Consider the following 13,768-nt stretch of genomic DNA (forward strand, 5'->3'; position numbering starts at 1 on the left):
GCCATATTTTCGATAGGCTATTATTCTGTCAATTCCATGTTAGCACTTGCCCTTGAAACTATAAAGACCTAAACAAGAAAGCCCGCTCCATCGCCGATGACGGAGCAGGCTTCTTATGGAAAGAACAATCGGCACATGCAATCGGTACGCGCATAACAGTCTCGGCGAGCGAACCTAGGACGCGTCAATCCTCAATATCGGTAGATGCAGCTTCCCCATCTCTCATTGCTAGTCGAATCGTCTTCACCTCAAATGGACGGAACCGCAGACGAATCTCCCCCTGAACACTCTCCGGCAGTGTCTTCCGTGCCTCCGTCATATCCGTCTCGCAACATGCGATGACATCAAGGGCGGTCGTCAGACCGCAAGCCGTGGACGTGCCTTTCCCTTCATACAACCGCACGATCCAATCGCCGGAACGGTCCTCGGCAAGCTTGACGGTCTCGAGCATAACATTGCCGCTGTCCAGACCGAACAACGACTGCGATCTCACAGGGCTGCTCGTATAAGCGACAAGCGCGGGATAGTTCAGCTCGTACGCTTCCTTCATGACGGGACTGGCGAAGAAGGAGCCGTTCCAGACGGTGAAGCCGTACGTAAACCGATGCTCGCCTCGATCCGACGTCTCATCCGGGAAGGCGGGAGCGCGCAGGAGCGTCATGCTCATCGCGTTATCCTTGATGCCGATGCCGTATTTGCAGTCGTTCAGCAGCGCGAAGCCGCGATTCGTCTCGGCGAGCGCCGCCCACTTATGCTGGCTGACCTCGAAGCGGTCCGCATCATGCGGGCGCGAGGCGTGCGTCGGCCGCTTTACGTAACCGAATTGGATCTCCTGCATCGCCTCGGCCGCATGAACGGCGACCGGGAAGTCTACGCGAAGCATCTTGTTGCTCTCCCGCCAATCGATCCAAGTATGAAATTCCACGCGGCGGCTGCCGCGGCGAAGTTGAATGTCCTGTACCATCGCGGAATCCAGCAGCGCGCGTTCGACGCGGATGCTCGCCAGCAGCGGCCCCGCGGCGGCGACGGTGATCTTCGCCTGCTTGCCTAGTTCCAGCTCGGCGTCCCGATAACGGCGGTCGATCTCCCAAGCATCGAAGGCCGAAGGATTGTCCCGGTACATACGCAGGACGTTGCAGTCGCCCGCCGTCCATTCCGTCCCGCTTTCCTTGTCGACGATACTGCTGATCTCCCCCGCTTCATTCAACCGGACGATCAAATATTCGTTCTCCAGCCTCGTCGTCGAGACGGTCAAATGTTCAGCCGAGACAACATTACCATTACCGCGAAGCGCGTTGTTCTCTTGCCCAAGCCCCGAACCGTCCTGTATCTCTTCCATGCCTGCGCTGTGTGGGCCCGTATCATACGTAGCCCAGCCAGCCGAGGGCACGCTAACCTCGGCATAGTACTGGCCCTCCACCTCTTGCACGGGCAACAGCTGACCTGCATGCGTCTGCGCCGACGTATGCCCGGCCGGAAGCGCGACCAGTTCCCGCCGCTCCCACGGCAGCGAGTTGAATACGGTCATGCCAGCACCAGCCGAATCGCCGGCTGCCAAGCCTCCGAGCGTCTCGCCCGTCAGCTCGCGGATGTCCCTGCACAGCGCCGCTAATTCGGCCCGCGCTTCTTCATGAACGCGATGAATGGACGTGCCCGGCAATATATCGTGGAACTGATGCAGCAGCAGCCGTTTCCACAACCGATCCAGCTCGTCGTAAGCATAGGCCTGCGAACGGAGCCTGCTGGCTGCCGCTCCCCAGAACTCGGCTTCATGGAGCCCGATTTCCGCCTTGCGGTTCAGCAGCTTCAGATGGGCCTGCGTCGTATACGTTCCGCGATGGGCCGGATAATACAGCTCGCCGACATACCGCTCCTCCGGCACTCCCCGGCGCATCTGATCCTCGAAGTAATCGATCGGCGAGCCGTGCTTCGTCTTCGGCACGCCCTCTAGATTGTCCAGCCGCCGCAGAAACTCCAGGTCGTCCCGGTTGGAGCCGCCGCCCCCGTCGCCATGGCCGAATTGGACGAGCCTCGTCGCCAGGCCGTTCTTCTGCTTGCGGCCGTTCCATTGCTGGATGAGGAAGGACGGATTCACCCGAATCGGATAATCGCCGTAATCGAGCAGATGCGTCAGCACCTGCGAGCCATCGATGCCTTCCCACATGAACGCGTTGTACGGGAACGGGTCCGCGGCATTCTCGTACGTTTGGAACATTTTCACCGAGGCGAAGTAGTCCAGTCCGCAGCCCTTCATGATCTGCGGCAGATTGCCCGAATACCCGAACACGTCCGGCAGCCACAGCATGCGGCTGTCCGTGCCGAATTCCTCCTTCATGAAACGCTTGCCGTGGAGAATTTGACGAATCAGGCTTTCCCCGCTCGTCAAATTCGTATCCGGTTCCACCCACATGCCGCCTTCGGGAATGATCCGGCCTTCCTGAACCGCCCGCTTCACCCGCGAATACAGCTCCGGGTAAAGTTCCTTCACGACCTGCAGCAAATACGGCTGGCTGTGCATGTACCGGTATTCCGGATATTCCTCCATCAGCGCGAGCTGGTTGGACAACGTCCTCGCGATCTTCCGCTGCGTCTCCGCCATCGGCCATAGCCACGCCACGTCCAGATGGGACTGGCCCATCAAATACAACAGCGGCGCGGTCGATCCGTTCTCGCAGTCCAGCAGCGGCCGCATCCGTTCGCGGCAGCGTGCGAGATTCGCTGCAAGCGCTTCGCCGGCAAGGCCGAAGTCCGCCAGCGCGATCACGTCCCGTAAGCCGCGGTCGATCTCCGCCGTCCGCAAGGAATCGGGATCGATATGGCAGCGCACCTGATACAGGCATTCCAGGTCGATGAAGAATTGATAGACCTCTTCCTCGAACATGGCCGCGCTTGCTTCTCCGAACCGCGGCGGGTTTCCCGTATGCCCGGCATATGCCTCGGCCATGATTTCGATCATCTCGCCGGGTACCGCGCCGCGCGTCAGCAGCGCGTCATGATGCTGGAGATCGAACGCCCCGGAGACGGCGCCGTTCCGGTAAATCGTCGCTTCCGAGCCGAAATCGGCCAGCAGCACGACCCGTTTGCCCGCCGCCTCTTCGGGCATGCGGACGAAGGCACGGAACCAGGCGTACTGCCAATCGCTTCCCCAGAGCTCGCCGGCAGCCACCGGGCGGAATTCGCCCGCCTTCGCCTGCTCGTAGGTCAATTGCTCGTTCGTCACGAAGCCCGTAAAGGCGACGGAAGCAAATGAGGACAGCATCTTCTTTTCCTTCAGCTTCAGCAGTTTCTCTACTTGGTAGGCGATTTCCTGATTCATCATTTTGTTCAAGTTCCTGCTCCCGTCCTCTGATTTAATCGTTGCTGCAGCCGCCGATGCGGACAGTGGCAAGACCGAATTTCTGCAGTTCCAAGTGCACCTTGCAGCCGTTATCCGGAAGATTGACAATGGCCAATTCTTCCTTGTGCCTGCCGTCCAATTCAACCTGCGCGACAGAAGCCGGCCCGGCTCCGATCCTCAAGGCAAACGCCCTGGGCGTCTCGCTCGCGTTGAACAGCCGCACCAGCAAATCCCCGCCTTCTCGCTGGATCGAGGTCATCAGAACGGCCTCGTCCTCCACCAAAAGAAGCGAAGGCGATCCGGCCGCTTTCGAAGCCTGCGCGAGCAGCGGCAGCAGCGGCTCCTGCCAGCGCATGCACGCCTGGGGAATGCCTGCTTGATCCCATCGGCCCCTGTGCGGGACAATCGAATAGCGCATTTCCTGCACGCCTTTCAGGGGGCACTTGCCCCACCAGAAGCCGCCTTCGCCGCCCCATCCGAGCGTCAGCGCCAAGCCGTCCTCCTGCGCGTGCGAATACCCGGTCGTATGATCGGAGAAGATCGCCAAGCCGTAGTTCTCTTCCTCGTCGTACGCGTCGATCCAATCCAGGATGTTGTTGTGCTTGATCTCGTCCCAGCGCTGAAAGTACGTATCCGCATGCCGGCTCTCCGTCACGTCGAACGCGGAATGCTTGTACAGCCGCGGATGGCGGAGCCCCGCATGGAAATGCGCCTGCAGCTTGTACCGCGCGTCATGATGCGATTTGCGCCGCTCCGTCATCCGATTGGCCGGCTCGATGTCCCACGGATCGCCGATCCAGGTCTCCTCCGCGAATACAAACCGCGCCTTGAAGTCCAGCCGCTCCTCACCGGCGGCAGCGGTCAACACGGTTACGAACTCCGCATCCGCGAATTGGCCCTTGATCTCGACCTTGACCCGAAGCGGCCCGTTCTCGATGATCGTGACGACAGCGGGCGATTCCACGCTGCTTGCCATTCGTTCCAGCTTAACCGCATAGCCCGTATATTCGTTCAGCGCCCGCTCCGAGCCGGAATCGCAGAACGACCGCTGCAGGCTTTTATCGAAGAGCTCGGTTAGGACACCGCCTCTGGCGGCATCGATACAGATGTCGTACCGGTCCGTCGTTATGCGCGTATATCGTCCATCGCCCGATACCTGCGCCTGTGCGGCGGCTGCCCATTCCCCTTCGCGGTCCGAGGGTTCGATGGAATAAAAGCCGGAGCCGGTCGCGGGCGCCTCGGCTTCGAACAGCAGCTCGCCCGCATTCACGCTGCCGTCGCCGCGGTAAGCTCGCGTCGGCACAAGCTGGCTCGGAATTTCGCGTCCCGCCGCATCCTTCACGCGCACCGACTTCGTACCTGCCGGCACAGCGATCTCGATGGCCGTCATCTCCGTCCGCGGCCGACCGGACGTGTTGAACACCTGCACGCCGTATTCCGCTGCCCTATTGCCTTCACCTTTTTCCTCTGCGGCACAAAGGCTGTCCAGAGCGACGCCGCGAATTTCTTCGCACAGCTGCTCCGCCATCCAGGTCTGGGCTCCCGCCTGCCAAGCCCATTTCCCGCGGCCTTCCTTCGTCGTGGCGCAAATCCAGGCATCGTGATGCTGCGCAAGCAGCAGCTGATCCCATGCGTCCTGAAGCTTCGCCGCCGGGTAGACGTACGAGGTCAGCACGCTTGCGAGCGCCGCCAGCTTCTCCGTCTGAAGCACCGCATTCTCCGCGGACCTGACCTCCCGGGCCATGCGCTGCAGCGTGCCTTCGCCCCACGGCAGCGTACAGCGGATATCCTCTTGGGTAAAATGCCATTCCTGCTCCGGACGGGCGGCGATCTCCTCCATATACTCGCGCCATGTCACGTATTGAATGTAGTCGCCGTCAAGCCATGGCCTCGACTGCCAGCCCAGATCCTGCAGGAAGCTGCCTGCCGGATGCGCGATGCCGTTCGCGATGCATTTCTGCACGAACTCCGGCTTCATGTAGCCCGCTTCGCTTTCCCAGCAGTTCACCAGGTCCTCGCTTGCATAACGCGGCACGCACGGGATCGAAGTGCCGTCCGGCCCGACCCAAAGCACCGTCTCCGCGTTGATGCCCGACGGATATCCGCCCCAGCCGGTGCCCGGATTCTTCAGTACGGCGCGCTTATAGCCCAGCGACCGAAGAATTTGCGGCAGGCTGCTGGTCCAGCAAGGTTCCTGCGTGGCATACGTATCCACGGGCAAGCCGGGAAAATGCGCCGCGATGAGTTGTCGTCCGCGGATCAAATGGCGGATATTGCTTTCGCCGCCGATCACCCAGCCGAACGGCTGAGCATAGCTCCCCGCCAGCATCTCCATTCTGCTGCCTTCTTCGTCCTCCAGGTAAGCTTTGACCGCGGCATAAGACTTCGGATCCGTGCGCCGCAGCGCCTCCCAAGAAATCGGCTCGATGTCCAAGCTCAGCTTCCAATGCCGATTCTGCTCCAGCTGCCGGAGCACGTCCGCCCAGGCACCCAGCGGCATATGGCCCTTGATCCCTCCATGATACCCATCCACGAAATACGCCTTCTCCACTGCTCCGTCCCCCATTCATGAATTGCGTTGTTGGCAAGCATCCCTCCGCTGCAGCTGCGCAGCGAAGGGACGAACGAATGATTTCTATTTTAACGGTTACGCTGCTTGATCGATCTCACCCGGCTGATGCCGGACACTCGCCCACGAACCGTCAGCCAGCCGCGCCTGCCTCGCCGTCCTGAACTGAAACCGGCTGCAGGCCAAGACGCGGGTCGCTAAGATCGAGCTTATACATGACCTGATTGTAGTTGTACCGGGGGGTAGGGGCATGCTCCGTGTACGTGTTCGTATACGTCGCCTCGAAATAGATGACGCGTCCGCCGTCCTTGCTGAAGATCGGATGCTGCGCCGGATTATAGAACGTGTAATTATCGTGCGTGACGATCTTCTTCCCTGTCGTCCACGGTCCTTGCGGCGACGGAGCTTCCGCATACCAGATCTCCCCGAGCACCGACGTCTTGCCGAACAATTGCTGCCCGATCATGACATAGCGGTGGCGGTACGGGTTCCACTCGACGGAAGACTGCGCGAGCTGCACCTCTTCGCCGCCGTCCGCGCTCTTCAATTGAAAATAGTGCGTATCGCCGGCGGCGATCAATCCGAGCTGAATCAGCTCTTTCTCCTGATCCTGCGAGATCGGCGGCGTATTCTTCTTCCAGCCCCATACCGGCTTGCCGCTGGCATCGCGCTCCAAAGCGCTGTTCGCGCCATCATAGGCGGTTCCCGGCATCAGGCAGGTGAAGGCTTCATATTGATTCAGATCGATGATGGCTTCGTAATTCGCCGCGACGCGCAAATTCGGGACCCGATGCTCCGTGAACAGCCAGTAGCCTTGGCCGTTCTCTTCGTAATAGCTCGCCTGGCCGCCCGGATGGCGCCAGTCGTCCTTGGACGGGAATTGAACGACCTGCTCGAACTGCTCCGTCGCATCATTGAAGACCAAGATGCCGCGAGAGTTCAGATCCGGGTTCAAGGTGCTGTAGCCTGCCAGCAGGCGTTCCTTGCCCGCGGCATCCTTCGCCGTCATCAGCCCGAAGATCCAGGCCATGTTGGCGCCGTCGGACAGCGGCGGCACCATGCTCTTCACGAAGCCGTCCGGCTGGGTGAAATACTTCAGATCGACGCCGGCGTCGGGGTCCAGTCCGCCGTTCTCGGGCAGCTTCGAGGTCGCGCCCGTCGTACGGAAATTGCCGAGCGGGTAGGCCGGTCTGTCCGTATCGCCCCAGAACCAATACAGCTTGTTGCGGTATTTGATCGTTTGCACGGAATCCTGCCCCATGACCAGCCCGTTCACGACCGGCTCCTTGATCGGCGTATCCAAGCCGAGCAGCAGGCTGTCCCGGTAGATGCCCTGACCCGTCACCCGGTAGAGGCGCTCCGCGATATTGACCCGGTTCATCTGCAGGGTGGCACTGCCTCCTGGCGTTACCGTTACCGCCTGGCCATGATAGCCGAAGAAGTCCGCCGGAACCTCGTAGCCGTCGCTTGTCATATGGAAGAACACGCTTTGATCCATCAGCCCGGGCTCGTTGAATGCGACGACGCCGGCGCTGTCCGTATAGTAGGAAATATTGTTCGTCGTTCGCAGCTCCACGAGCGGAATGCCTCGCCCCGTCTGAGAATCGACAACCTTGATCATGAACGGCTCGTGCTTGCTGGCATACCATTTTCCCCCAAGCTCGCTCGCAGATGTGATGCCCGGCAGGATCGCTGTCGCGAATAATAGAATTGCCGCCAGTCCCGCCAGTTTCCAGAAACGCAGTTTCATATGAAAATAAGCCTCCTAATGAGTCGTTTTTCATTGCCGCTGCCTGATCCGTGATGTTAGTTGTCGTCCGCTCCTTCGTAAACCGCCTATCTCCCGCCCGTTATTAAGCGCTTTCACAATCGCGGCAAGAAACGTTCGCCGCATGATCCGCATCCGTGCAATCATGCCGCTGCGGCAGTTTGCCGAATAACGGATTTGCTTGTTCCTCACCTCCCGCCTCAAGTTACTATACTAAGTTTAAACATAACATACTATGTTCGGCTATATGTTAAACCGAATCGCCATATTTTTCAAACTCTTTTTTATAAAATTTTTCTAGTTTTCCCTTTTCTCTCGTTACGATCAGCTGCCCGAACAGAGGTGGATGAACCGATAATGAAGTTGGAAACAAAGGGACTCTAGTAAAAACGAAAAGAAAAAGATTGTTTTTGGAAGCCAAAACTTAGTATACTATGTAGCTTTAAATCATGTATAATAGATAGAAAATGCCGATAAGAGGTGAACACGGTGAACAAGAAAAATGTCGCGCTTCCAAAGTATCAGTTGGTCAAGGATTACGTGCTGTCCCAAATCGAAAACAACGAGATCTCGCAGGATGACCGTATCCCGAGCGAATCCGAGTTCGCCAAGCTGCTTGACGTCAGTTCGATCACGGTGCGGAAGGCGCTGGCGGATCTGGTTAACGAAGGGGTGATCTATCGGGTCAAAGGAAAAGGCAGCTTCGTGGCGGGCCCGCATGCGCCTGCGGCGGATAGGTCTTCCAATTTGATCGCGTTCGTCATTTCCGGCATCGAAATGTACGACAGCTCCTACATGCAGATTATGAAGGGAGTTCAATCCTACATCGGCAAGCAGGATTTCAAGCTGATTATCGAGTTCGTCGAGAACAGCGTCGAAGATGAGCATGCGGTCATTATGAGCTTGATCGAATCGGAGGTGCGGGGCATTCTCATCTATTCCTCCAACCCGGATTCGGCCAAAACCTACCTGGATGCGATTCGCAGAAACGCGATCCCGTTCGTCATGATGGACAGGTTCCCTTCCGGCTATCCGGTGAATTGCATCTCCTGCAACAACCATGACGGCGCTTATGAAGCCGTGGAATACCTCATTCGGCTCGGGCATCGCAGCATCGGCTTTGCCGCATTCGATTTTCACTTAAGCCCGGAGATCGACCGCTATAACGGCTACCGCAACGCCATGCTGGGCGCGAAGCTGCAGCTGAACGAGGATATCATTTGTCTGGATAAGACGCTCGATTATCATCAGCTGGCCGACCGGATCAACAGCGGCGCGCTCACCGCCGTTTTCTGCGTCAACGACAGACGGGCGATGGAGATGGTCGAGAACCTGACCGCGCAAGGCATACGCATTCCCGAACAGGTATCCGTCATGGGCTTCGACGATTTCGAAAGCGCGAAGTACGCGAAGGTCTCGCTCAGCACGGTCAAGCAGCATTTCGACGTCCTCGGCTACGAGAGCGCCAAGCTGCTCATGGAGATCAGCAAGGCCTCGACGTATGGATATAAGAAAATATTGCTGCCCACCAGCCTGGTCATTCGCGAATCGACCGGGGCCCCCGGCCGCTCCTCGCAGCAAGACTCCCGAACGAAATCCTTCTAACGGCAGCACGAAGTCCCCTGGAACGCCGCATCGGCATGCCAGGGGTATCCTAACAATAAGGGTCCGTTTACATCACCTTATAAAGGCCTCACTTCTCATTTCGATACAGCTTGTAATGATGATAAGCCTCGCCATCGATCGTCACTTCGCCTTGCAGCTTGAAGCCGCACTTCGCAATGACCCGGTTCGAGCCCACATTGTCCGTCAGGGCGAGGGCGTTCAACTCGTCGACCAGCTCCCGCTCGAATAGATAGCGGATCAGCCCCGCCGCTGCCCGCGTGGTGTATCCGTTGCCGCCGTGCGCGCCGGTGATGCCATATACGATTTCCCGATTCGGCTCCGGCAGCTCCTCCTTGATGCCCGTGCATACCCAGCCGACGAACGCTCCCGTCGCTTTCAGCGTCATGGCCAGCCGCAGCTGCAGCTCGCCTATATTCCCCCCTTGCCGTACGGCTTGAAGAAACCGGTCGTTCCCCGGAATTTCGTAGTTTATCAGCCAATCCGCGCGCATTTCCTTCGCGGGCGCATTCCAGCCCGGCAGGAAACGCGCGATCTCCGGTTCATGCGTAATGCGGTGGAAGTCGTCCAAATCCTCCGGGCGAAACAGCCGCAGCACGATATCGCCGCAGTCAATGCTGAATTCGTCGTTCATGTTGGGCATATTGTGCATGTCGTGCCATCCTCCAAACGTCTATTTCATCGCCGGCAAGCGCCGTGCGGTCCTTTGCCATGCCTCGTGACATCTTTTAAGCAAGCCGATTCTGCGTACCGCTCGTGCTTACCTCATTCTCTCCCCGTTCGCAATCTCCTGCCGATTTCAACTTATTTTGTGTAAGCGGCATCATCCCATTTCATAATTCCGATTCGAGTGTGGTAAAGTTGAAATAGAGAAATGTTGGTAAGCGAGGAGGCTGCGGAAGATGAAGGAGCGTATATACGAGCTGCGCTGCAGGGACGGCTCGCGCCGATATGCGGCGGAATGGGAGCCCGACGAAGAACGGGAGATCCTTGGCGTCATCGCGCTCGTGCACGGCATGGGCGAGCATATCGGACGCTATCTGCATGTCGCCGACATGTTTACGCGGGCAGGCTACGCCGTATTCGGCTTCGATCAGGTCGGACACGGACAGACCGAGGGCAAGCGAGGCCATACCAAATCCTATATCGCCTTGATGGACGGCGTCGACGCGATGCTGGCCGAGACGAAGCGGCGTTATCCCGATAAGCCTTTGTTTCTGTACGGACACAGCATGGGCGGCAACGTCACGCTGAATTACGTGCTGCGGCGCAAGCCCGACATCGCCGGCGCCATCGTGACGGGTCCTTGGCTGCGCCTTGCCTTTAATCCGCCGCCGCTGCAATTGATCATCGCGCGCATCGTGAACCGGTTGTTCCCGTCCTACACGAACGACAGGCCGATGGTCGGGGACCATCTGACATCGGATCCCGTCATGGTGAAGCGGTATCAGGAGGATGAGCTCGGCCATGGCGCCATTACGGCGCGCTTCTTCCTCAGCGTGCAGGGCGCCGGACTGTGGGCGCTGAAGCATGCCGCGGAATGGCGAGTCCCGCTTCTGCTCATGCACGGCGGCTCGGATAAGGTCACGTCCGTGCTCGCCAGCCGGCAGTTCGCCGAAGCCGCCGGCTCCAAGTGCACGTTCATGGAGTGGCCCGGGCTCAAGCACGAGCTGCATAACGAGCTGGACCGCGAGGAAGTGTTCGATGTCACGCGGGATTGGCTGGAGGAGCGGCTGGAGGAGCTGTGAAGCACGAGGCAATTAAATAAATGACGACTACGTGATAGCCAATAATTCCGTTGCAGGTACTGATCGTACCGCCACGGATGCGCGCCATTGTGTGTACACGTATCGTCGATTGCACGCGTACCATCGCGCAGCAACAAAAAACCGCCCGGCTCTAGAAGAGCCGGGCGGTTCCATTTATGTCGCGAACGATGGTTTCCGTTCCGAAACCTTGCCGCTGATGATTTTCATATATTCCTTATCCGCGCCTTCCACCGACGGTCCTACGAAGACATTGGATGAACTGTCATGGCGGATGAACGTCCCTCCGGCCAATGAAGCTTCACGCATGCCGCCGCTTGCGAGTCTGTAGGCGGAAGCCTCCGGTTTGCCCACGCGTCGTCTCATCGTGAATCCCCTCCCACCAAATAGCTGATCGTAGACAGCAGCTCGTCATTAACGGCAACGACCTCCGCCAATTGATCTTCGCTGAGCGCTGCCGTTCCTGCAATATGGACGGACAGCACATGCTCTTTGCCTAAAGGATAACATAGGATATAGACCTCCGCAATCTCCCGGCGGTTGAAGAATACCCATTCTCCGGTGCGAAACGCATCCAGGACGTAAATATTCGATGACCCCGCCGCTTTGCCTTCGTTGGCCTTCATCGGATAGGTTCGGCCTCTGCCGACATTGCCGCCTGCCTGGCGGATATGCTTGTCCCCTTCCTTCCGCCAGATCGCCGCGCCGGTCGTTCGGAACCCGGCTGGCGCAAGGAAGGAATTGCGAATGGCTTCGGCAAACGCCGCATACCGCTGCTCGCCGTCGACAATCGCCGCGTTGCGTACGTACTCCCAGAAGAAATGGAGAATGCTCTGCTTGCGTTCAAGCACCGACTGCTGCTCCGCAAGCTGACGGATCGGATCGTTATAGAGCGATTCCCGCTCGATAATCGTCAACAATTCCCCGCATGCCGTATCGACGGCCGCCGTGTACTTCCCGTCCGTCCTCGTCCCGTATTCCAGCAGCGTTAGGCCCGCCAAGTCCGAGGGCAGGTGAAACTCCGCCTTTCCCGAACCGGCAGCGAATCCGTCCGGGAAGGACGGGATATCGCGAGGGATCAAACCGTATACCCGCCTGCGGCCAAGCCTTCCCCAAAACAAGCCAAGTTCGAAGAGCGTATTGTCGCGCGTGACGAACGTCAGCCTGCCGCGAATCAAGGCCACATCCTCCGCCGCGAAAATAAACACGCCGAAATCGTTGGCCGCGAGCTCCCGCTCCAAAGCTTCCATCGTATAATCGCCGGCGCCGAAGGTTCCCGCATACCACGGATTGACCTGCGCCTTCCGCTCCAGATGCGAAGCGGCGGCCCGTGCATAATCGATCGCTTCCCGCGAGCAGCCGATAAACACGTTCGGCTTTCGCGTCCTTATCGTTGTCGTCACCGCTTCCGCCCCTTTACCGCAAGCACATACGTTCCGGTTCATTTTCTGCCATTCTACCATAGTTCGCCGGAGAGGGCATTAAAGTTTCGCTTAACAAACGGCTGCCACATCGCGGTCGCATATCGCGATCACGTTGCACGCTGCGCTTCGTAGTCAGCCGTTTTCTCTCGAAGCAACGCAAACGAGGCGGGAGTTGCTCCCGCCCCGAATGGTGAACCACATGCCATCTTTCTTCGCTTCTACTTCTAAGCTACTCACTCTACTCTACTCAAACTACTTCTTTGCTCTCTACTTCTACTTCTACTTCTACTTCTACTTCTACTTCTATACCCTTCCAAGCGCCTGGCGGATGCTGACTTCCACCGGCGAATAATCATCCGGGTTGCTGCGGTCATAGTTCATCCGCGCCTTCAGCGGCGTCTTCTGGTTGCACATGAACCGCGGGATGCCGGAGTGGTTCTGCGAAGGCGCATGGTAGAGGAACGGATGACACAGAATGATATCCCCGGGAGATGCCGTCGTCTCGGCAACGCGCAGCTTGAAGCCGTCGGCATCCGTATGCCATTCGTCCATGAACCGGCGAATCCGATTAGGATCCGCGGATTCAGCCGCTTCGGGCCGTCCGGTCAGCTCCGCCAAGTACGGGTGCTCCAGGTTCAGCATGTCGATCCCTTCCTGCGGCTCGAGTCCTTCGGGATGCTTCTCCAGGAAGCGCGCCACGACTTTATGGGAGCCTTCGACGACCAGCGTGCCGCCGCCTCGCGGCCCGATCTCCGAAAACATGCACAGGCACAAGATGCCTTGATCGGGACTATCCACGTAATGCCGGAAATGCCCGCCGTCCCAGTGCCAGCCGTCCTTCGGCACATCCCACGGACGATCGGCGCCGAGCGAGATGTTGACCGGCCACCAGCCCCAAGTCGCGACAACCTTTTCTTTCCCGTACACGCCGCGGTCGATCCAGCGTCCGTGCCCGACCACGTCCTCGATGGCATCCGCCATTCGTTCCGTATTGCAGCGGTCGAAGGCTCCGCCGTCATACGCCTCCCGGAGGTAGTACATCGGGCGCTGCCACGTGCTCCGATCGCCTTGGTCGACGCCGAACTGCACCAGCTTATCCCAGATAAATTGCTGGCATTCCAGCGCTAATTCCCGCGGGTAAGCCTCTTCGACCTTCACCCAGCCGCGCTCCATGAACTGCTCGATCTGCTCCTTGCTCAGTACCTTGTTTTCCATTGCGTCTCCGCCTCCTGCGCCAAATAATGAAAGGAAGCCAGTGCCGCAAAGGCACTGACTTCCCGG

Annotated in this window: 9 protein-coding genes; 2 read left to right on the top strand and 7 right to left on the bottom strand. The window is 58.7% G+C overall.

Translation table 11 applies throughout. From position 1 onward, the window contains the following. Positions 1-184: 184 nt before the first annotated feature. From AC0YNU_RS17680 to AC0YNU_RS17690, 3 genes are all read right to left on the bottom strand, one after another. On the bottom strand, positions 185-3,319 hold the full coding sequence (locus AC0YNU_RS17680; protein ID WP_475759548.1) for an alpha-mannosidase: 3,135 nt from the start codon (positions 3,317-3,319) through the stop codon (positions 185-187). Between the two features lie 31 nt (positions 3,320-3,350). Then, a complete protein-coding gene (locus AC0YNU_RS17685; RefSeq protein WP_475758917.1) occupies positions 3,351-5,888 on the bottom strand; it encodes a glycoside hydrolase family 38 C-terminal domain-containing protein in 2,538 nt (845 codons plus the stop codon). A gap of 151 nt (positions 5,889-6,039) precedes the next feature. After that, positions 6,040-7,656 (bottom strand): hypothetical protein, encoded by a 1,617-nt coding sequence (locus AC0YNU_RS17690; protein ID WP_475758919.1) that lies wholly within the window; start codon positions 7,654-7,656, stop codon positions 6,040-6,042. Positions 7,657-8,163: 507 nt separating this feature from the next. On the opposite strand from AC0YNU_RS17690, the gene AC0YNU_RS17695 reads away from it, so the two are divergent. After that, on the top strand, positions 8,164-9,279 hold the full coding sequence (locus AC0YNU_RS17695; protein WP_475758921.1) for a LacI family DNA-binding transcriptional regulator: 1,116 nt from the start codon (positions 8,164-8,166) through the stop codon (positions 9,277-9,279). A gap of 88 nt (positions 9,280-9,367) precedes the next feature. Here AC0YNU_RS17695 and AC0YNU_RS17700 read toward each other — a convergent pair whose 3' ends face one another. Then, complete coding sequence (locus AC0YNU_RS17700) at positions 9,368-9,949, bottom strand: GNAT family N-acetyltransferase (RefSeq protein WP_475758923.1); 582 nt, start codon at positions 9,947-9,949, stop codon at positions 9,368-9,370. Between the two features lie 250 nt (positions 9,950-10,199). On the opposite strand from AC0YNU_RS17700, the gene AC0YNU_RS17705 reads away from it, so the two are divergent. Next, positions 10,200-11,045 carry a lysophospholipase gene (locus AC0YNU_RS17705; RefSeq protein ID WP_475758925.1) on the top strand — a complete coding sequence of 282 codons (846 nt, stop codon included), beginning with the start codon at positions 10,200-10,202 and terminating at the stop codon, positions 11,043-11,045. 174 nt (positions 11,046-11,219) lie between these two features. Here the strand turns inward: AC0YNU_RS17705 and AC0YNU_RS17710 are convergent, their stop codons facing one another. The 3 genes from AC0YNU_RS17710 to AC0YNU_RS17720 form a co-directional block, all read right to left on the bottom strand. Then, positions 11,220-11,429, bottom strand: coding sequence for a hypothetical protein (locus AC0YNU_RS17710; RefSeq protein ID WP_475758927.1), 210 nt, complete (start codon positions 11,427-11,429; stop codon positions 11,220-11,222). After that, on the bottom strand, positions 11,426-12,466 hold the full coding sequence (locus AC0YNU_RS17715) for a TIR domain-containing protein (protein ID WP_475758929.1): 1,041 nt from the start codon (positions 12,464-12,466) through the stop codon (positions 11,426-11,428). The genes AC0YNU_RS17710 and AC0YNU_RS17715 overlap by 4 nt, the downstream gene beginning before the upstream one ends. Before the next feature lie 324 nt (positions 12,467-12,790). Then, complete coding sequence (locus AC0YNU_RS17720) at positions 12,791-13,702, bottom strand: phytanoyl-CoA dioxygenase family protein (RefSeq protein ID WP_475758931.1); 912 nt, start codon at positions 13,700-13,702, stop codon at positions 12,791-12,793. Positions 13,703-13,768: the final 66 nt, after the last annotated feature.

The organism is Paenibacillus sp. J31P316 (assembly GCF_056269105.1).

Coding starts and splice junctions, on each gene's coding strand:
- AC0YNU_RS17690 (WP_475758919.1), bottom strand. CDS start 7,656: ATGAAACTGCGTTTCTGGAAACTGGCGGGACTGGCGGCAATTCTATTA.
- AC0YNU_RS17680 (WP_475759548.1), bottom strand. CDS start 3,319: ATGATGAATCAGGAAATCGCCTACCAAGTAGAGAAACTGCTGAAGCTG.
- AC0YNU_RS17705 (WP_475758925.1), top strand. CDS start 10,200: ATGAAGGAGCGTATATACGAGCTGCGCTGCAGGGACGGCTCGCGCCGA.
- AC0YNU_RS17710 (WP_475758927.1), bottom strand. CDS start 11,429: ATGAGACGACGCGTGGGCAAACCGGAGGCTTCCGCCTACAGACTCGCA.
- AC0YNU_RS17720 (WP_475758931.1), bottom strand. CDS start 13,702: ATGGAAAACAAGGTACTGAGCAAGGAGCAGATCGAGCAGTTCATGGAG.
- AC0YNU_RS17700 (WP_475758923.1), bottom strand. CDS start 9,949: ATGCACAATATGCCCAACATGAACGACGAATTCAGCATTGACTGCGGC.